22 protein-coding genes are annotated in these 18,555 nt (G+C 67.2%); 13 read left to right on the top strand and 9 right to left on the bottom strand.

Features of this window, described 5'->3' with window-relative positions:
• The first annotated feature begins 19 nt into the window (after positions 1–19).
• Positions 20–1,123, top strand: coding sequence for a CaiB/BaiF CoA transferase family protein (locus tag JO236_RS14625; RefSeq protein ID WP_293331396.1), 1,104 nt, complete (start codon positions 20–22; stop codon positions 1,121–1,123).
• Positions 1,124–1,250: 127 nt separating this feature from the next.
• Here JO236_RS14625 and JO236_RS14620 read toward each other — a convergent pair whose 3' ends face one another.
• Positions 1,251–1,382 carry a hypothetical protein gene (locus JO236_RS14620; protein WP_116526608.1) on the bottom strand — a complete coding sequence of 44 codons (132 nt, stop codon included), beginning with the start codon at positions 1,380–1,382 and terminating at the stop codon, positions 1,251–1,253.
• A 266-nt stretch (positions 1,383–1,648) separates the two neighbouring features.
• Between JO236_RS14620 and JO236_RS14615 the strand changes: the two genes are divergently transcribed.
• Both JO236_RS14615 and JO236_RS14610 read left to right on the top strand, forming a co-directional pair.
• Complete coding sequence (locus tag JO236_RS14615; protein ID WP_293331388.1) at positions 1,649–4,021, top strand: MMPL family transporter; 2,373 nt, start codon at positions 1,649–1,651, stop codon at positions 4,019–4,021.
• 219 nt (positions 4,022–4,240) lie between these two features.
• On the top strand, positions 4,241–4,888 hold the full coding sequence (locus tag JO236_RS14610) for a class I SAM-dependent methyltransferase (RefSeq protein WP_416362243.1): 648 nt from the start codon (positions 4,241–4,243) through the stop codon (positions 4,886–4,888).
• A 99-nt stretch (positions 4,889–4,987) separates the two neighbouring features.
• Here JO236_RS14610 and JO236_RS14605 read toward each other — a convergent pair whose 3' ends face one another.
• Both JO236_RS14605 and JO236_RS14600 read right to left on the bottom strand, forming a co-directional pair.
• Positions 4,988–5,851, bottom strand: a complete 864-nt coding sequence (locus JO236_RS14605; protein WP_293331385.1) for a hypothetical protein — start codon at positions 5,849–5,851, stop codon at positions 4,988–4,990.
• 116 nt (positions 5,852–5,967) lie between these two features.
• Positions 5,968–6,684: an NAD-dependent deacylase gene (locus tag JO236_RS14600; protein WP_293331382.1), complete on the bottom strand. Its 717-nt coding sequence runs from the start codon at positions 6,682–6,684 to the stop codon at positions 5,968–5,970.
• Positions 6,685–6,721: 37 nt separating this feature from the next.
• Between JO236_RS14600 and JO236_RS14595 the strand changes: the two genes are divergently transcribed.
• Entirely contained in the window at positions 6,722–7,096 is a 375-nt protein-coding gene (locus JO236_RS14595) for a GntR family transcriptional regulator (RefSeq protein ID WP_293331379.1), read from the top strand.
• Positions 7,097–7,117: 21 nt separating this feature from the next.
• Here JO236_RS14595 and JO236_RS14590 read toward each other — a convergent pair whose 3' ends face one another.
• Positions 7,118–7,633 carry a DUF1697 domain-containing protein gene (locus JO236_RS14590; protein WP_293331376.1) on the bottom strand — a complete coding sequence of 172 codons (516 nt, stop codon included), beginning with the start codon at positions 7,631–7,633 and terminating at the stop codon, positions 7,118–7,120.
• Between the two features lie 50 nt (positions 7,634–7,683).
• On the opposite strand from JO236_RS14590, the gene JO236_RS14585 reads away from it, so the two are divergent.
• Positions 7,684–8,127 (top strand): PPOX class F420-dependent oxidoreductase, encoded by a 444-nt coding sequence (locus tag JO236_RS14585; protein WP_293331373.1) that lies wholly within the window; start codon positions 7,684–7,686, stop codon positions 8,125–8,127.
• An 88-nt stretch (positions 8,128–8,215) separates the two neighbouring features.
• Positions 8,216–8,401 carry a DUF5302 domain-containing protein gene (locus JO236_RS14580; protein WP_293331370.1) on the top strand — a complete coding sequence of 62 codons (186 nt, stop codon included), beginning with the start codon at positions 8,216–8,218 and terminating at the stop codon, positions 8,399–8,401.
• Here JO236_RS14580 and JO236_RS14575 read toward each other — a convergent pair.
• On the bottom strand, positions 8,398–8,784 hold the full coding sequence (locus tag JO236_RS14575) for a DUF4345 domain-containing protein (protein WP_293331367.1): 387 nt from the start codon (positions 8,782–8,784) through the stop codon (positions 8,398–8,400). The genes JO236_RS14580 and JO236_RS14575 overlap by 4 nt on opposite strands.
• 91 nt (positions 8,785–8,875) lie before the next feature.
• Here JO236_RS14575 and JO236_RS14570 point away from each other — a divergent pair, with 91 nt between their 5' ends.
• Positions 8,876–9,451 carry a TetR/AcrR family transcriptional regulator gene (locus JO236_RS14570; protein ID WP_293331364.1) on the top strand — a complete coding sequence of 192 codons (576 nt, stop codon included), beginning with the start codon at positions 8,876–8,878 and terminating at the stop codon, positions 9,449–9,451.
• 53 nt (positions 9,452–9,504) lie between these two features.
• On the opposite strand, the gene JO236_RS14565 is transcribed toward JO236_RS14570, so the two are convergent.
• Positions 9,505–9,816, bottom strand: coding sequence for an extradiol dioxygenase (locus JO236_RS14565; protein ID WP_323802161.1), 312 nt, complete (start codon positions 9,814–9,816; stop codon positions 9,505–9,507).
• A 122-nt stretch (positions 9,817–9,938) separates the two neighbouring features.
• Between JO236_RS14565 and JO236_RS14560 the strand changes: the two genes are divergently transcribed.
• Both JO236_RS14560 and JO236_RS14555 read left to right on the top strand, forming a co-directional pair.
• A complete protein-coding gene (locus tag JO236_RS14560; protein ID WP_293331361.1) occupies positions 9,939–10,514 on the top strand; it encodes an HhH-GPD-type base excision DNA repair protein in 576 nt (191 codons plus the stop codon).
• Positions 10,511–10,657 (top strand): DUF1059 domain-containing protein, encoded by a 147-nt coding sequence (locus JO236_RS14555; RefSeq protein WP_293331358.1) that lies wholly within the window; start codon positions 10,511–10,513, stop codon positions 10,655–10,657. The genes JO236_RS14560 and JO236_RS14555 overlap by 4 nt, the downstream gene beginning before the upstream one ends.
• 132 nt (positions 10,658–10,789) lie before the next feature.
• Here the strand turns inward: JO236_RS14555 and JO236_RS14550 are convergent, their stop codons facing one another.
• Both JO236_RS14550 and JO236_RS14545 read right to left on the bottom strand, forming a co-directional pair.
• The gene (locus JO236_RS14550; RefSeq protein ID WP_293331685.1) at positions 10,790–11,836 is read right to left on the bottom strand and encodes a hypothetical protein; all 1,047 of its coding nucleotides are present in this window, start codon (positions 11,834–11,836) and stop codon (positions 10,790–10,792) included.
• Positions 11,837–11,855: 19 nt separating this feature from the next.
• Positions 11,856–12,587, bottom strand: a complete 732-nt coding sequence (locus JO236_RS14545) for a hypothetical protein (RefSeq protein ID WP_293331355.1) — start codon at positions 12,585–12,587, stop codon at positions 11,856–11,858.
• Positions 12,588–12,766: 179 nt separating this feature from the next.
• Between JO236_RS14545 and JO236_RS14540 the strand changes: the two genes are divergently transcribed.
• On the top strand, positions 12,767–13,972 hold the full coding sequence (locus tag JO236_RS14540; RefSeq protein ID WP_293331683.1) for a mannosyltransferase: 1,206 nt from the start codon (positions 12,767–12,769) through the stop codon (positions 13,970–13,972).
• On the opposite strand, the gene JO236_RS14535 is transcribed toward JO236_RS14540, so the two are convergent.
• The gene (locus tag JO236_RS14535; protein ID WP_293331352.1) at positions 13,969–14,253 is read right to left on the bottom strand and encodes a 4a-hydroxytetrahydrobiopterin dehydratase; all 285 of its coding nucleotides are present in this window, start codon (positions 14,251–14,253) and stop codon (positions 13,969–13,971) included. The genes JO236_RS14540 and JO236_RS14535 overlap by 4 nt on opposite strands.
• A 27-nt stretch (positions 14,254–14,280) precedes the next feature.
• Here JO236_RS14535 and JO236_RS14530 point away from each other — a divergent pair, with 27 nt between their 5' ends.
• From JO236_RS14530 to JO236_RS14520, 3 genes are read left to right on the top strand one after another with little or no spacing between them, the layout of a single operon-like run.
• Positions 14,281–14,673 (top strand): NUDIX domain-containing protein, encoded by a 393-nt coding sequence (locus JO236_RS14530; protein ID WP_293331349.1) that lies wholly within the window; start codon positions 14,281–14,283, stop codon positions 14,671–14,673.
• 49 nt (positions 14,674–14,722) lie between these two features.
• Positions 14,723–16,609 carry a translational GTPase TypA gene (gene typA, locus JO236_RS14525; protein WP_293331346.1) on the top strand — a complete coding sequence of 629 codons (1,887 nt, stop codon included), beginning with the start codon at positions 14,723–14,725 and terminating at the stop codon, positions 16,607–16,609.
• A gap of 35 nt (positions 16,610–16,644) precedes the next feature.
• On the top strand, positions 16,645–18,552 hold the full coding sequence (locus JO236_RS14520; RefSeq protein ID WP_293331343.1) for an ABC transporter family substrate-binding protein: 1,908 nt from the start codon (positions 16,645–16,647) through the stop codon (positions 18,550–18,552).
• Positions 18,553–18,555: the final 3 nt, after the last annotated feature.

Below are 18,555 nucleotides of genomic sequence, written 5' to 3'. Positions count from 1 at the left end.
GACGAAAGGTCGGTACACCATGGCGGGACCACTGCGCGGCTTGCGGGTAATCGAACTGGCCGGCATCGGGCCTGGCCCGCACGCCGCGATGATCCTGGGCGATCTGGGCGCCGACGTGGTGCGCATCGATCGTCCGTCGGCTTCTGCCGCCAGTGCGGGCGACAGCACAGTCAAAGACGCCATGAGTCGCAACCGGCGCATCGTGACCGCTGACCTGAAGTCCGACGCGGGCCGCCAACGGGTGCTCGGTCTCGTCGCCAAAGCCGACGTTCTGATCGAGGGCTACCGGCCGGGCGTTACCGAGCGGCTCGGGCTTGGTCCCGAAGACTGCGCCAAAGTGAACGACGGGCTGATCTACGCCAGGATGACCGGCTGGGGACAAAGCGGCCCCCGCAGCCAGCAGGCCGGCCACGACATCAACTACATCTCGCTGAATGGCATCCTGCACTCGATCGGCCGGGTCAACGAGCGGCCGGTGCCGCCGCTGAACCTGGTCGGCGACTTCGGGGGCGGCTCGATGTTCCTGCTGGTCGGCATCCTGGCCGCGCTGTGGGAGCGGCAGAACTCCGGCAAGGGGCAGGTCGTGGACGCCGCCATGGTCGACGGGTCCAGCGTATTGATCCAGATGATGTGGCAGCTGCGTGCGGCTGGGATGTGGTCTGACGTGCGGGGCACGAACATGCTCGACGGCGGCGCGCCCTACTACGACACCTATGAGTGCGCCGACGGCCGCTACGTCTCCGTCGGCGCAATCGAGCCGCAGTTCTACGCGGCCATGCTGGCTGGACTGGGTCTGGACGCCAAGGACCTCCCGTCGCAGAACGACGAGACCCGCTGGCCCGAGCTGCGTGCGGTGCTGACCGAGACGTTCGCCGGCCGCGACCGCGACCACTGGGCCAAGGTGTTCGCGGATTCCGATGCCTGCGTGACGCCGGTGCTGGCCTTCGGCGAAGTGCAGACGGAGCCGCACATCACCGAGCGGAACACGTTCTACGAACTCAACGGCGGCCTGCAGCCGATGCCGGCGCCACGGTTCTCCCGCACCGCGCCTGAGACGCCGCGCGCGGCCGTGCGGGTTTCGGACAGCGACGATGTCCTGACGGACTGGGCGCCGCCGACCTAGACGCCGTACAAAAACGAAAGCCCCCCGCGCTGCGGGGGGCTTTCACTGGCAATAAGGACTATCGACGGAACCAATGCTGAAGCCGCGGGTTGGCCATAAGCAGCCGCGCAAACACACTCATGACAGGTCAGCTAGCCGTAGGCAGCGGGTGCCAGTCTTCGAACTGCTCGGAGGTCTCGCCTTCCACCAGCATGTCGCCGTGGTAGAGAGCCTCGAAGTCAGCCTTGATGACATCGGCACTCGAGTCGTCGATCCACATGGCCCTGAGCCTATGGGCTTCCTCTAAGGAATCTTTGAGTCACGATTCGGAAAATGATGGCAATTCTTACCCGTGGGTAGGGTATGCGGCTCTCAGGCGTTCTGCGGGGGCGTGCCGGGTACCCATTCTGCGTCCCGGTGAACCGTCGCGGACCCCAGCCCGTATCTAGTGCGGGTGTTATTTGACACCTGTAAGTTAGCTCCGATAAGTTACCGCCGGTGCGGGGCGGCGCGGTCGGGACCAGCACCCCCGCGGAGGGACGCAACATGCTTCAGGCCATCGCTCGATTGGCTATCGCAGCTCCGCGTCGAATCATCGCCATTGCTGTGCTGGTGTTCATAGCAGCGGCCGTCTTCGGTGTGCCCGTCGCCAAGAGCTTGGCTCCCGGGGGTTTCCAGGACCCGAATTCGGAGTCGGCGCGCGCCATCGCGGTGTTGACCGACAAGTTCGGACAGAGCGGGCAGCAGATGCTGATTCTGGTGACACCGCCCGACGGCGCCAACAGCGAACAGGCCCGGAAAGTCGGCACCGACCTTGTCGAGCGGCTGCAGAAGTCGCCGTTGGTGTACAACGTGTCCTCGGCGTGGACCCCGCCTCCCCAGGCGCCGGGGGCCGCAGCCGATCTCATCAGCAAGGATGGCGAGTCGGGGTTGATCGTCGTCAACCTCAAAGGCGGCGAAAACAACGCGCAGAAGAACGCCCAGACCCTGTCTGACGAGTTCGTCCACGATCGCGACGGCGTCAGCATCCGCTCCGGCGGCTCGGCGATGGAGTACGCGCAGATCAACTCGCAGAATCAGGCCGATCTGTTGGTGATGGAGATGATCGCGATCCCGTTCACCTTCTTGGTACTGGTGTGGGTGTTCGGCGGGCTGTTGGCTGCGGCGCTGCCGATGGCGCTTGGTGCGATGGCCGTCGTCGGCTCGATGGCGGTGCTGCGGTTGGTCACGTTCGCCACCGAGGTGTCGATCTTCGCGCTGAACCTCAGCACCGCGTTGGGGTTGGCTCTGGCCGTCGACTACACGCTGCTGATCGTCAGCCGCTACCGGGACGAGCTGGCCGAGGGCAGCGATCGCGAAGAGGCGCTGATCCGGACCATGGCCACGTCCGGGCGCACGGTGCTGTTCTCCGCGGTCACCGTTGCGCTGTCGATGGCCGCGACGGTGGCGTTCCCGATGTACTTTCTGAAGTCCTTCGCCTATGCGGGCGTGGCCACCGTGGCCTTTGTCGCGACCGCGTCCATCATCGTCACCCCGGCCGCCATCGTGCTGCTGGGTTCCCGACTGGACGCATTCGACGTTCGGCGGCTGATTCGTCGGATGCTGGGCCGCGCCGAACCGATACACAAACCGGTCGAGCAGCTGTTCTGGTATCGGTCCAGCAAGTTCGTCATGCGCTTCTGGGTGCCGATCGGACTGGCCGTGATCGCGTTGCTGTTGCTGCTCGGGCTGCCCTTCACCACTGTGAAGTGGGGTTTCCCCGACGACCGGGTGCTGCCGCATTCGGCGTCGGCGCATCAGGTCGGTGACCAGTTGCGCGGCAACTTCGCGCACGACTCGGCGACCGCAGTGCCCATCGTCATCCCCGACGCCCGCGACCTGAGCCCCGGGGAACTTGACCGGTACGCTGCCGAGCTGTCGCGGGTGCCCGACGTGTCGGCGGTGTCAGCCCCGAGCGGGACGTTTGTGGCCGGCGACCAGAAGGGCCCGCCGGTTGGAGCGACCGGCCTGGCCGCGGGCAGCGCGTTTGTGACCGTGAGCAGCACCGCACCCCTGTTCTCCCAAGACTCCGACGCCCAGCTCAGACGACTGCATCAGGTACCAGGGCCGGGCGGCAGATCCGTCGAGATGGCCGGTGTCGCCCAGGTCAACCGCGACAGTGTCGACGCGGTGACGGATCGCCTGCCGCTGGTGTTGGGACTGATGGCCGTAATCACGTTCGTGCTGCTGTTTTTGCTCACTGGCAGCGTCGTGCTGCCGGTGAAGGCGCTGATATGTAACGTGCTGTCGTTGACCGCGGCGTTCGGCGCGTTGGTATGGATCTTCCAGGACGGACATCTCGGCGCGTTGGGGACGACCCCGAGCGGGACGTTGGTCGCGAACATGCCAGTGTTGTTGTTCTGCATCGCATTTGGGTTGTCCATGGATTACGAGGTGTTTCTGGTCTCGCGAATTCGCGAGTACTGGCTGGCGTCCGGTGTCGCTCGGCCTGCCAAGCCCAGCGCTGCCCAGGCGCACGCCGCCAACGACGAGAGCGTGGCGCTCGGAGTTGCCCGAACCGGCCGTGTGATCACCGCGGCCGCGTTGGTCATGTCGATGTCGTTCGCGGCGCTGATCGCGGCCCATGTGTCCTTCATGCGGATGTTTGGCCTGGGGCTCACGCTTGCGGTGGCGGTCGATGCGACACTAGTCCGGATGGTGCTGGTGCCGGCCTTCATGCACGTGTTGGGCCGGTGGAACTGGTGGGCGCCGGCGCCGCTGGTGTGGCTGCACGAGCGTTTCGGCATCAGCGAGGCCGCCGCCGAGGTATCGGCGGAGTCCGCGGAAGCGATGCCCGGGCGTCACCGCCTGCCGCCCGAGGACGCGGCGCACCGCAACCCGCAGCCGTTCAAGGCGTCAGTGACGCACAGCGGGAAATGACGTGCCGATCGATCGTCGTCGCCGGGTTCCACGCGGGTCTGGGGACCGGTTCGGCGACGTGCAGGAGTTCGCGATCGCGTGTTGTGCTCGGTCGTGTGCGGGCGGGTCGCGGACGGCGTCGCCGGTAGGGACGCGGCGCCACAGCAAATGGTGGAATGGATGGTGGCACAACGTTCGTCGCGACCCATGTTGAGGTCCGTCTGAGGGGGAGGTTCACGCATGGCTCGGATGGTGGGGGCGGTGGCAACGGTCGACAATCCTTTCTTCGCACGGGTGTGGCCCGTGGTGGCCAGCCACGAAGCTGAGGCGATCCGGACCCTGCGCCGGGAGAATCTGGCCGGTCTATCGGGTCGGGTGCTGGAAGTCGGTGCGGGCATCGGAACGAACTTTGACTTCTATCCCCGGTCCGTTGAGCAGGTGGTGGCCCTGGAGCCCGAGCCGAGGCTGGCCGCCCGGGCGCGCGCCGCGGCGGCCGATGCGCCGGTACCGGTCGTCGTGACCGGCCAGACGGTCGAGGATTTCAGCGACACCCAGTTGTTCGACGCTGTGGTGTGCTCCTTGGTGCTGTGCTCGGTCAGCGACCCCGCAGCCGTGCTGCAGCGCCTGCGCGCCTTGCTGCGGCCCGGCGGTGAGCTGCGCTATCTCGAGCATGTGGCCAGCGACGGGGCCAGGGGCCGGCTGCAGCAATTCGTCGACGCCACGTTCTGGCCGAGGTTGCTGGGCAACTGCCACACCCATCGCGATACCGAGCGCACGATCGCCGATGCCGGATTCGACCTGGACCACACCCGTCGGGAGTGGACGTTGCCGGTGTGGGCGCCGCTGCCGGTCTCGGAGTTGGCCTTGGGTCGGGCGCGCAAGCCGTAGTTCCCGCGTCGCAAGGGCTACCAGCCGCTCGCCGAGACTGCGGTGAGGGCGTGGGCTGGCGCGCAAACGCGATCTGTGCGCAGGCTCGGCGCCACCATTTCAGGTTCGATGCAGACGCGAGGCGCGGAGTTCCCGCGCCTCGCGGACCCGGCGGATGATGTCCGCCGGGCGATCGGTGGCGATAACTCGGATGACGATCCAGCCGAGCCGATCCAAGGCCTCCCTGCGGCGGACGTCCTTCCTGTATTGCCAACGGTCGACGCGATGATGCTCGCCGTCGTACTCCGCCGCAACCATCAGGTCCTCCCAGCCCATGTCGAGGTAGTACAGCTCAGCCCCGTCCTCGGTTACCACCGGGATCTGGGTGGTCGGCGGTGGCAGACCCGCTTCGATCAGCAGGAGTCGCAGCCACGTCTCTTTCGGGGACTGCGAACCGGCATCTACCAGTCCCAGCGCGGTTTCCAGTTGACGCAGTCCCCGCGCTCCCCGATGCCGCTCGGCAATCTCGACGACATCACCGACGTTGATGCCGGTAGCTCGGATCAGGGCGTCGAGGTGGGCGACCGTCGGGCCGGTCGGCTTGCGCCGGCCGATGTCGAATGCGGTGCGACCGGGGGTCGTTACCGGAATCCCGGCCACGATGCCGGACTCGTCTGGGCGTAGCGCCATGTCGTAGGTTCGCAGCCCGCGTGGCGGTCGCGCATTCGACCAGATCAGCTCGATGGGCAGGTGTTCGTCCACCCATTTGGAGCCATGCCAAGCCGCTGCGGTGAGCCCGGCGATCACGCCTTGGCGGTGCGACCACAGCCACGCCGCCACGGCTCGCCTGCGCAACGTGAGTTGTTGGTCGCGTCGGACGTACACGTCCGGGAACACCGTACGGAATCGGGAGCGCAGCTGGTGGCGCCGCACGATTTCGCTGGCCACCGCTTCGCTGCCAATGAACGGTTGATCGCTGGTCATGACAGCAGACTCGGCTATCGCATCGATTCGACCCGACCGATTCTGCGGTCAGGGCGCCACCTTGTGAACGAAACACGATCTGTGCGCAGGCTCGGCGCCACCAACGCAGACTCGGGCTACCTCAACAGGGCGGGCAGCCGCTCCAACAACCCCGGCAACGCCTGGCTTGCCGACTCGCGGATGCTGAGCGTGACGCTGTTGGACAGCGGCGTGGGCTCGGGGTTGACCTCGACGACGACCGTGCCGCGGGCCAGCGCCACCTCGGGCAGACCGGCCGCGGGATACACGATCGCCGACGTCCCGACCACCACCATCACGTCGGCGGACTCCGTCGCCTCGACGGCATGCCGCCACGGCCCCTGGGGCAGCGCCTCGCCAAACCACACGATGTCGGGCCGGATCAGGCCGCCGCACCGAATACACACCGGCGGCTCCACCTCGATTGCCGCCTCGGTCATCATCGGTAGCGGCTCGGTATACGCGATACCGCAACGCGCGCAGCGGAACTCGAACAGGCTGCCGTGCAGGTGGTGCACCGGGGCGCTGCCGGCCCGCTCATGAAGGTCATCGACGTTCTGCGTGACGACGCTGACGTCGGCGTGCTGCTGCCACTCGGCGATCGCGCGGTGTCCGTCGTTGGGTTCGACGTCGGACACCAGGTAGTGGCGCCACAGGTACCACCCCCAGACACGCTCCGGATTGCGTTCCCAACCCTGGACGCTGGACAGCTCGTAGGGGTCGAACCGGGCCCACAATCCGTTCTTGTCGTCGCGGAACGTCGGTACGCCGCTTTCCGCGGAGATCCCCGCACCGCTCAGCACCGCCACCCGCATCCCACAAACATAGCGACGGTTGAGTGATACTGGTCACGTGGACTTGCGGGATTTGCTGAAGGTCGACATGAAGGCGGGCAAACCGTTGTTCGACCAGCTCAGAACCGGGGTGATCGACGGAGTGCGGGCCGGTGCCCTGCCGCCGGGCACCCGGCTCCCCACCGTACGCGACCTGGCCGGCCAGCTCGGCGTCGCCGCCAACACCGTGGCCCGCGCCTACCGTGAGCTCGAGTCGGCGGCAATCGTCGAAACCCGTGGGCGCTTCGGCACTTTCATCTCTCGTTTCGACCCGACCGACGCCGCGATGGCGGCGGCGGCCAAGGAATACGTCGAAGTTGCCCGCGCGCTGGGGTTGACCAAGTCCGACGCGATGCGTTACCTCGCCAACGTGCCCGACGACCAAGGGGCGTGACCTTCCGTCGTCAGGACGACGTCATTTCAACACCTTGTCCAGGGTGCGCAGATTGCGCGTCGTGGTTGACGACTTGTAGCGCTTCTTGCCCATCGTCTTGCCTATGGTGCTGTCCAGCGTGCTGCCCTTTGGGACCTGCCAATAGATCACGCCGTCACCGCGGCGGATCTTCTCCTTAGCGGTCGCCTTCAGCCCGGCGAGTTCATCCAGCACGTCGGCGTCGGCGACGAATGTGACATAGGACTGGTGCCCGTCCAGTTCGCGCTCGAATGGGTACGCCTGGGAGATGTCGCGCACCGTGTCCACCTCGTAAACCAGCACCCAGGCGTCATAGCCGAACTTTTCGCGCAACGCCGACTCGGCCTTCTTGCGCACGGCGGATGCCCGGGACGAGGACTCCAGCAACACGTTGCCGGTGGCCAGGATGGTACGCACACCGTCGAACCCGGCATCGGTCAGCGCGCTTGCCAACTCGGCCATTTTCAGGTTGACGCCATTCACATTGACGCCCCGCAGGAACGCCGCGTATTTCGTCATTACCCGATTTCACCAGACCGGTCGGTTGCGGCGGCACGTAGGCTTTCGGCATGGGACGCCAAGCCTTCGACGACAAGTTGCTCGCCGTGATCAGCGGGAATTCCATGGGGGTGCTGGCCACCATCAAGCGGGACGGACGGCCCCAGCTGTCCAACGTCTCGTACCACTTCGACCCGCGCAAAGTAGTGCTGCAGGTGTCCATCACCGAGCCCCGGGCGAAGACGCGTAACCTGCGCCGCGACCCGCGAGCCTCGATCCTGGTCGACGCCGACGACGGCTGGTCGTACGCCGTCGCCGAGGGCACCGCAGCGCTGACGCCGCCGGCGGCCGCGCCCGACGACGACACGGTCGAGGCCCTGATCACCTTGTACCGCAACATCGCCGGGGAACATCCGGATTGGGACGAGTATCGGGAGGCGATGGTCACCGATCGGCGGGTGGTGCTGACAATGCCGATTTCGCACCTCTACGGCCTGCCGCCGGGCAAACGCTGACGCCCACCTCGGCCTGAACGAACGGACGCCGGGGAACGGCGGTGCCCAACACCCGACAGAGTCGTTCGGCACGCTTTAGGCTGCCGGTATGGCTGAATCTGAATCGAAGTCCGCAGGCTCGGGGGACGAGACCAAGCGCAAGTTCCGGGAAGCCCTAGACCGCAAATTGTCGAAGTCCGCGGGCGGGTCGGATCACAAGGACGGCGGCGGCAAGCAGCCGCGGGCGCACGGCGCCGCCGGCAGCCGTCGGGAATTCCGGCGTAAAAGCGGTTAGCCCGACGCCCGTTCCGCATGATCAGCAATGGTCAAAATCGCTGCGGGAACGGCGAATTCAACCGCAGTCAGAACATCTTGAAGCCAGTGTGGACGGCCGTTTCGCAGTCGCGAGAGGACTCGCCCGGCGCCCCCCGTCAGCATGACGCCCGCCAGCAGGCGCACGTCATTGACCCGCATGGGGGAGTTCCGGGCGGCCTGTAGCCAGGCGATGCCGTACCCGGCGAAGATCGCCGAGTAGAAGCGTTCCCGCGAGTCGACCGTCGCGTTCGCATCGGTGGCTCCGGGAACCGAAGCGGTGCCAAGCGCGAAGTGGTAGCCGCCGATCGCGATGCAGGACGCCCCGGTGGCGACGGCCAGTTGCCTCAAGTCACCGGCAGTCATGCGCATACCTCCCCGGACCGGCACGCGGACCGTTAAGTAGATTTCTGTCAACTTAGATCCAAAGGCGTTGAGTGTCAACTACAATCCGAGCGTGACTAGGCAGCGGCGGCTGGCACCGGAACGACGTCGCGAACACGTGGTCGATGCCGCGGAGCGCATATTCGCTGCGCGGCCTTACGAAGAAGTCACGATGGACGCGGTTGCCGAGGAGGCCGGGATCTCGCGTGCCCTGCTATACCGATACTTTCCCGGAAAACTCGTACTGTTCGCGGCGGTGTATCGGCGTGCGGCCGATCGGCTGCTCGCGGACATTCACATCGAGCCGGACGCGCCGCTCGAAGACCAGATTGCCGCCGGGCTGGACGCCCACTTCGATTACTTCTTGGCCAACCGCAATGCCGTCCTGGCGGCCAACCAAACGTTGGCCGCCGAGCCGCTGGTGCAGGACATCATCGCCGCCGAGCTGGACGCGCTGCGGGACCGACTCGCCGGCGCAGTGGCGTCGGATCACGTTGCACGCCAACGTATTTCCGCTCTGGTGATCAGCTGGCTGGCCTTCGTGCGGGTGTTGAGCGTGCAATGGCTTGCCGAGCGCAACTTCACGCGCGAGGAGATACGCGCCATCTGCGTCGACGCCCTCGACGCGGTGCTTGCGCCCAGGCTCTAGACGCGCTGCTGGTCGGCATGCTGCTGGAGTCGGGGCTGCGCCTTGAGTCCTTGCTAGAGCGCAGTCGCACGCGGATGCCGCGGCTCGTACAAGCCCAATTCGCCGCCGCCGGGAGGGGTTATCGTGGTCAGCCGACCCCACCGCTCGTCAGTGGGAGGCGAGCAGCTAAACCCGTTATCGGCCAGCATCTGCATCGTGGCGTCCAGGTCATCGCACATCAGGTACAACTCATGCTGCGACGCGTCCGAGGGATGTACCGCGACCTCCGCAGGTGGCAGTTTGAAGATCAGCCAGCCACCGCCGGCATCGACATGCCGGTAGCCCAGCGTGTCCCGGAAGAACGCACGGTCGGCCTCGGGGGTCACGGCTGTAAACGATGACGTGAGCACCCGTAATCACGTCGGCGACGGTACACCCGCCGCGAAGAGTAAGTGTGGGCAGTTCGCACCGGCCTGCTCGACCCACTTGGCAGTCCTAGACTGGCCGAGTGCCAAACCTGCGACTGGCCGGTGATCCGGCAGCTGATGCCCTGCTAGACGAGAATCCTTTCGCTCTTCTCATAGGTCTAGTGCTCGACCAACAGGTACCGATGGAGACGGCGTTCGCGGGACCGAAAAAGATCGCCGACCGGATGGGCGACTTCGACGCGCAGCAGATCGCCGACTACGACCCTGACAAATTTGCCGCGCTGTGCTCGGAAAGGCCTGCGATACACCGCTTTCCGGGGTCGATGGCCAAGCGCATCCAGGCCTTGGCGCAGATCGTCGTGGACCGCTACGACGGCGATGCCGCCGCGGTGTGGACCGCGGGTGAACCCGACGGCAAGGAATTGTTGCAGCGGCTCAAGGGACTGCCCGGTTTTGGCGAGCAGAAGGCGCGGATCTTTTTGGCGCTGCTCGGCAAGCAGTACGGTGTGACGCCGACGGGCTGGCGGGAGGCGGCCGGCGACTTCGGCAAAGCCGGCACCCACATATCCGTCGCCGACATCGTCGACGAAAAAACGCTCGGGCAGGTGCGGTCGTACAAGAAGCAGATGAAATCCAAAGGAAAGGCGGCAACGTGAAGACACACATAACGTGTCCGTGTGGCGAGGCCATCTCGGGTAAGGACGAGGACGAGCTGGTCGAGCTGACCCAGGCTCATCTGGCCGAGGTGCATCCCGGCCTGGAGTACGACCGCGACTCCATTTTGTTCATGGCCTATTAGCCCGCTCGGCGCGAGCTAGCCCGCTGGCGCGAGCTAGCCCGCTCGGCGCGAGCGTGCGTGTCCGTTCAGCGACACGCCGCAGTCGGCGCACATCTGCGCACCCTCGCGGCGAAGGGTCAGGGGGTCAGGGCCTTAGGGCACGACCGTCGAGCCGATCGTGGGCATGAACTGGCACTGCTTTTCCTTGGTGGTGACCTGACCGAAGATCGTCGACATGATGCTGCCGGAGCCTGTGTCGACAATCGCGGTCAACGTCGTCGGCCCGTCGCCGTTGATGTCCGTGCGCGGCGTCAGGGTGACGGTCCCGGACTTGCCGGTGGTCAGATTCACCCAGGTGACGTTCAACGGCAGCTTCTGCGTTTGCGCGGGCCCGGGGGTGCCGACGGCGGTGAACACGTACGCCGTCTGGCCCGGTCCGGGACCTGGCGTCGGAATCTTAGCCGGTCCCGCCACCGACAGCGCGGTCGCCAGCGAACTAGTGCCGTCCGCAAGGCAATTGGTGCCGATCGAGGGGTACATGAAGTCCTGCGTGGGCGGTGCGTCGGACCCGAACGCCGGGGCGGGGGCGGGAGGTGCGGCCGCGGGCGCCGACGGTGCCGGGGCGGGGGCGGGAGGTGCGGCCGCGGGCGCCGACGCCGGGGCGGGGGCAGGCGGTGCCGCGACGGGGGCAGACGGTGCCGCGACGGGGGCAGGCGGTGCCGCGGCGGGCGCGGGACCGGCCGCGTATGCGGGGTTGATGCCGGTCGGCAGATGAGACTGCAGGCCCGGTTCGACGCCCGCCGGGGGAACGTGTGGCATCGGGGCGCTATCGGGCGGCGTGGGTGCACTCGGAGCCGGGGCCCCGTTCGGTTCACCGACGAACTGGGTCACCGACGTGGCCACGTTCTTGGACTCGGCGGGTGCGCTCGGATTGTGCGTAAACGCTTGCGCTGCGGCCATCAGCAGCTGGGTCGCCTGTCCTGGGTTGCCAGCCGCTTGCTGGATTATCGGACTCAACTGCGACAACGCCGGCAGGCCCGGTAGCTGTTGGGTGGGGTCAGGCGATGGCACCGCCGGGTCGGCCGCCGCGCTCGGGGAAAGCCCGAGCGCGGCAACCGATGTGACGACGACAGCGGCCAAACCTTTGGACAGTTTCCAAGTGCTTGCCACGGTGTGTTCCGGTCCTTTTCTACGGTTCAGCTGGCTGGGTGGATTTCACTCAGGGCAGGGCGGAAAGCAGCGACGGCGGCGATGCCGGCGCATGCGAAGGAGTGCCCGGCGTGGTGGCCGCGGGCGCCCCGGGAACGGCACCCGACGCCAGCGCCTGGAGGTCGCCCGGCAGGTTGAGCTGCGGCGGCACCTGCACCGGAAGGTTCGGTAACGCCGGCATGTCAACCCTCGTCTGCGGCAGGCCTGGAGTGGCTGCCGGCGCGGCGGTAGTAGATGCAGGTGCGGCAGGGGTGATGCCGGGTATCGAAACGGGCAACCCGGGAATCGCCGGACTGGCCGGTGCCGTCGGCGCCGCAGCTGGCGCAGCGGCCGGTGCTGTCAATCCCGGGATCGGCGCGTTGACCCCGGGGATAGTAGGGGTCGTCGCCGCCGGCGCGGTTGTCGGCGCAGCGGCCCCCGCCGGGGTCAGCCCGGGAATGGACGGGATGAGTGACGGCGCGGAGGCCGGTGTCGGCGCCGCGGCCGGGGTCAGTCCCGGAAGCGTGGTGGTGATCCCGGGTGCGGTCGGAGGCGCCTGGGGCGGCGTTGCGCCAAGTGCCGTCGCGAGGTTCTGCAGGATCTGTGGTGCGTTGGCCACCGAGGCGATCAGCTGCTGCGGAATGTTGGGGGCCGGGGCCGGCGCGGGCGCCGGGTCGGCGTGGGCGATACCGCCCGTCAGTAGCGCGGCTGACGATCCGACAACGACGGCGGTTGCGCGCAAGTAGGTCCAGATGGTTGGCATGACTCTCCCTGGTTATCGACGAACAGGTACCGCGGCCGAAGTTACTTTGATACGGGTGTGACTCAAGTGACACGTGTGGCATTTATTCGATCGTTACCCAGACGAGTGGAAGCGGTGACCGGGCACCCACGAACCGAGATCAAAAGCACTGGGTCGTTAGAGTCGGGCGGGTAGACACCATCTCCGCTGCTTCCAAGGCCCCCGGTACCCGGCGGTCGGCGCTGGACAGCGCCGTCGCACCGGCGCTCTTGCTCATCAGCATCGCCGCGCGACTCGCCTGGACCTACCTGGCGCCCAACGGCGCAAACTTCGTCGACCTGCATGTCTACGTGGGCGGCGCCGCCGCGCTTGACCATCCCGGCACGCTGTACGCCTACGCCTACGCCGACCAGACCCCGGACTTCCCGCTGCCGTTCACGTACCCGCCGTTCGCGGCGATCGTCTTCTACCCGCTGCATCTGCTGCCGTTCGGCCTGGTTGCCTTGCTGTGGCAGGTCGCGACAATCGGCGCGCTGTACGGCGTGGTCCGGGTCAGCCAGCGGCTCATCGGTGACTGCGAGCGGCGCGCCGGCCTGGCGTGGACCGCGGTCGCCATCTGGGTCGAGCCGTTGCGCAGCAACTTCGACTACGGACAGATCAACGTGCTGCTGGTGGTGGCGGCGCTGTGGGCGGTCTACACGACGCGCTGGTGGCTGTCGGGCCTGCTGGTGGGCGTGGCGGCCGGGCTGAAGCTGACCCCGGCGGTCACCGATCTGTATTTCCTCGGTGCTAGACGCTGGGGCGCGGCGGCATGTTCGGTGGTCGTATTCCTGGCGACGGTCGGGCTGTCGCTGCTGGTGGTGGGCGATCAGGCTCGCTACTACTTCACCGACCTCATGGTCGATGCGCATCGGGTGGGGCCGATCGCCACGTCGTTCAATCAATCCTGGCGCGGGGCGATCTCCCGGATCCTCGGGCACGACGCCGGCTTTGGTCCGCTGGTGCTGGCCGCCATCGCCGTCACCGCGGTATTGGCGATCCTGGCCTGGCGCGCGCTCGACGGATCCGACCGACTGGGCAAGCTACTGGTGGTCCAACTTTTCGGGCTGTTGCTTTCGCCGATTTCCTGGACGCACCACTGGGTGTGGCTGGTGCCGTTGATGATCTGGCTGCTGCACGGACCGCTGCGTGGGCGCGTCGGCGCCCGAATTCTGGGCTGGGGCTGGGTGGCGCTCACGATCGTCGGCGTGCCGTGGTTGCTCAGCTTTGCCCAACCCACCATCTGGCAGATCGGCCGGCCCTGGTATCTGGCCTGGGCCGGCCTGGTCTACCCGCTGGCCACGCTGGCGACGCTGGGCTGGATAGCCGCGACTCGCCCAGCCTCCGGCCCGGCGCACACAAGCTAGCTGCCGATGATCCCGTCGATATCGCGTGCCATGTCGACGTCGTTCTTGGTGATACCACCCTCGGAGTGTGTGACCAGCGCGAAAGTCACTGTCCGCCAACGGATATCGATATCCGGGTGATGATCTTTGCTCTCGGCGTGCTCGGCCACCCGGCGTACGGCGTCGATACCATCCAGAAACGCCGGAAACTTGATCGAGCGGCGTAGGGCGCCATCGGCACGCTCCCAGCCGTCGAGTTCGGGCAACGCGGCGTCTACTTCCTCATCCGTGAGAACAGCCATGTGACCGACGGTATACCGTCACTGGCCATGCCTGCCCAGATCGTCGTCGCCGGAGCGATCTTGAGTGGTTCGACCGTCCTGGTGGCGCAGCGGGATCGGCCGCCGGAATTGGCCGGGCGCTGGGAACTTCCGGGCGGCAAGGTCGCCGACGGCGAAAGCGAGCGTGACGCGCTGGCCCGCGAGCTGGCCGAGGAACTCGGCCTCGAGCTGGGCGACGTCGCGGTGGGCGACCGCCTGGGCGACGACATCGCGCTGAACGACACGACGACGCTGCGCGCCTATTACGTCCGCCTGATCCGCGGTGAACCGCAGCCGCGCGATCACCGCGCGCTGCGCTGGGTCACGGCAGGCGAACTGCCCGATGTCGACTGGGTGCCGGCCGATCGCGGGTGGCTGCCGGATCTGACGAAGGCCCTCTGAGCGCTCACCCAGTTCGCCATCTCAGGCCCCCGCTGCCACAATCACCGACGTGCCATTCCGCAATGTCGCCATCGTCGCGCACGTCGACCACGGCAAGACCACGCTGGTCGACGCGATGTTGCGGCAGTCCGGCGCCTTGCACGAGCGTGGCGAGATGCAGGAACGCGTGATGGACACCGGCGACCTGGAACGGGAAAAGGGCATCACCATCCTGGCCAAGAACACCGCCGTCCACCGTCATCGTCCCGACGGGGCCGTCACGGTGATCAACGTGATCGACACCCCGGGGCACGCCGATTTCGGCGGCGAGGTCGAGCGCGGGCTGTCGATGGTGGACGGGGTGTTGCTATTGGTCGACGCGTCGGAGGGCCCGCTGCCGCAGACGCGGTTCGTGCTGCGCAAGGCGTTGGCCGCCCACCTGCCGGTGATCCTCGTCGTCAACAAGACCGACCGGCCCGACGCACGGATCGCCGAGGTCGTCGAGGCCAGCCACGACCTGCTGCTCGACGTCGCGTCCGACCTCGACGACGAGGCCGCCAAGGCCGCCGAGCACGCACTGGGCCTGCCGACGCTGTACGCGTCCGGGCGCGCCGGGGTGGTGAGCACGACGCAGCCCCCGGACGGCCAAATTCCCGACGGCACCAACCTGGATCCGCTGTTCGAGATCCTCGAAGAACACGTGCCGCCGCCCCAGGGCGACCCGGAGGCGCCGCTGCAGGCGCTGGTGACCAACCTGGACGCGTCGGCGTTTCTGGGCCGGCTCGCCCTGGTCCGCATCTATAACGGCAAGCTGCGTAAGGGCCAACAGGTGGCGTGGATGCGCGAGGTCGACGGGTTGCCTGTCATCACCAGCGCCAAGATCACCGAGTTGCTCGCCACCGAAGGCGTCGAGCGCAGCGCCACCGATGAGGCCGTCGCCGGGGACATCGTGGCCGTGGCGGGGCTGGCCGAGATCATGATCGGCGACACGCTGGCGGATCCCGATCATGCGCATGCGCTGCCGCGCATCACCGTCGACGAGCCGGCCATCTCGGTGACGATCGGCACCAACACCTCACCGCTGGCGGGCAAGGTGTCCGGCCACAAACTCACCGCGCGCATGGTCCGCAGCCGCCTCGACACCGAACTGGTCGGCAACGTCTCGATCCGGGTCGTCGACATCGGCGCGCCCGACGCGTGGGAGGTGCAGGGCCGCGGCGAGCTGGCGCTGGCGGTGCTGGTCGAGCAGATGCGTCGGGAGGGCTTCGAACTGACCGTGGGCAAGCCGCAGGTGGTCACCCGGACTATCGACGGTCAGCTGCACGAGCCGTTCGAGGCGATGACCATCGACTGTCCCGACGAATTCGTCGGGGCCATAACGCAATTGATGGCCGGCCGCAAAGGCCGCATGGAGGAGATGGCCAACCATGCCGCGGGCTGGGTCCGGATGGATTTCATCGTGCCCAGCCGCGGCCTGATCGGTTTCCGCACCGATTTCCTCACCCTGACCCGCGGCACGGGCATCGCCAACGCCGTGTTCGACGGCTACCGGCCGTGGGCGGGGGAGATCCGGGCCCGGCACACGGGCTCGCTGGTGTCCGACCGGTCCGGCACCATCACGCCGTTCGCGCTGCTGCAGCTCTCCGACCGGGGCCAGTTCTTCGTCGAACCCGGCCAGGACACCTACGAGGGCATGGTCGTCGGAATCAACCCGCGCCCAGAGGATCTCGACATCAACGTCACCCGCGAAAAGAAGTTGACCAACATGCGGTCCTCGACCGCCGATGTCATCGAGACGCTGGCCAAGCCGCTCGAACTGGACCCGGAGCAGGCCATGGAGTTCTGCGCGCCCGACGAGTGCGTCGAGGTGACTCCCGAAATCGTGCGGGTACGCAAAGTCGAGCTGGACGCCACTTCCCGCGCCCGCAGCAGGGCGCGCGCAAAGGCCCGGGGTTGATTCGGCGGGCGACGACCGCGGCGGTCGATACCCTGATGCGCATGCTGCACCGAGCCCGCCACGTCCTCATGACGATCGGTGTGCTCGTTTCACTCGTAGGCCTGGGCCTGGCCGCCTGTACCGTCAATCCGCCACCGGCGCCGCAGAGCACCGACACACCGCACAACAGCGCGCCGCCGCCCCAGCGGCCCACCCAGATCATCATGGGTATCGACTCGATCGGGTCCGGCTTCAACCCGCACCTACTGTCCGACCTTTCGCCGGTGAACGCGGCCATCAGCGCGCTGGTGTTGCCCAGCACGTTCCGCCCGGTGCCCGATCCCAGCACCCCGACCGGTTCGCGCTGGGAGATGGATCCGACCCTGCTGGTTTCCGCCGACGTGACGAACCAGAACCCGTTCACGGTGACCTACAAGATCCGTCCCGAGGCTCAGTGGACCGACAACGCCCCGATCGGCGCCGACGACTTCTGGTATCTGTGGCACCAGATGGTCACCTCGCCGGGCGTGGTCGACCCCGCGGGATACGACCTGATCACCGGTGTGCAATCGCTCGAGGGCGGCAAGCAGGCGGTGGTCACCTTTGCGCAGCCGTATCCGTCGTGGAAGGAGTTGTTCAGCGATCTGTTGCCCGCACACATCGTCAAGGACGTGCCGGGCGGCTTCGCGGCCGGATTGGCCCGGGCGTTGCCGGTCACCGGCGGACAGTTCCGGGTGGAGAACATCGACCCGCAGCGCGACGAAATCTTGATCGCCCGCAACGACCGCTACTGGGGCCAGCCCGCCAAACCGGCGCTCATTCTCTTTCGGCGCGCCGGCGCGCCCGCCGCGTTGGCCGATTCGGTGCGCAACGGCGACACCCAGGTGGCCCAGGTGCATGGTGGTTCGGCCGCCTTCGCGCAGCTCTCTGCCATTCCCGACGTGCGCACGGCCCGGATCGTGACGCCGCGGGTCATGCAGCTGACGCTGCGCGCAAACCAGCCGAAGCTGGCCGATACGCAGGTGCGCAAGGCGATCCTGGGGTTGCTCGACGTGGACTTGCTCGCCGCCGTGGGTGCCGGCAGCGACAACACCGTCACGCTGGCCCAGGCCCAGATCCGCTCGCCGAGCGATCCGGGTTACGAACCGACCGCGCCACCGGCGATGACCACGGCGGCGGCGCTGGAGTTGTTTGCGACGGCCGGTTACCAGGTCGAGGGCACGTCGGCAGCACCGACACCCGGGTCGACCACAACCCCGGTCAGCACCGGGCCGTCGGAGGCCATTCGCGGCCGGATCAGCAAGGACGGTAAACAACTGACCCTGGTCCTGGGGGTGGCGTCGAATGACCCCACGGCGGCTGCCGTCGCCAATACCGCCGCCGACCAGTTGCGCAACGTCGGTATCGCGGCGACCGTGCAGGCGCTGGATCCGGTGCTGCTGTATCGCGACGCGCTGAACAACAACCAGGTGGACGCCATCGTCGGCTGGCATCAGGCCGGCGGAAACCTGGCGACGCTGTTGGCGTCGCGCTACGGTTGCCCCGCCCTGCAGCCGACGACGGTATCGACCTCGAACGTGCCCTCCACCGCGGCGACCACCACGCCGGCCGGGACCGAGCCGTCCAGGCCGTCGGCTGGACCTGATCCGCCGACTCCAACGACGACGGCGCCCGCCACCCCGAGCGATCCAGGTGCGCTGGTGCAAGCGCCGTCGAACATCACCGGAATCTGCGATCGCAGCATCCAGTCGAACATCGACGCCGCTCTCAACGGCACCAAGAACATCAACGAAGTGATCACCGCCGTCGAACCCCGGTTGTGGAATATGTCGACGGTGTTGCCGATCCTGCAGGACACCACGATCGTCGCGGCGGGCCCTAGTGTGCAGAACGTCAGCCTGTCGGGTGCGGTGCCGGTGGGCATTGTCGGTGACGCCGGCCAATGGATCAAAACCGGACCGTAGCGG

The sequence above is a fragment of the Mycobacterium sp. genome (genome assembly GCF_019247635.1).
Taxonomy (GTDB): domain Bacteria; phylum Actinomycetota; class Actinomycetes; order Mycobacteriales; family Mycobacteriaceae; genus Mycobacterium.
This window is presented reverse-complemented; position numbering and strand designations above follow the sequence as displayed.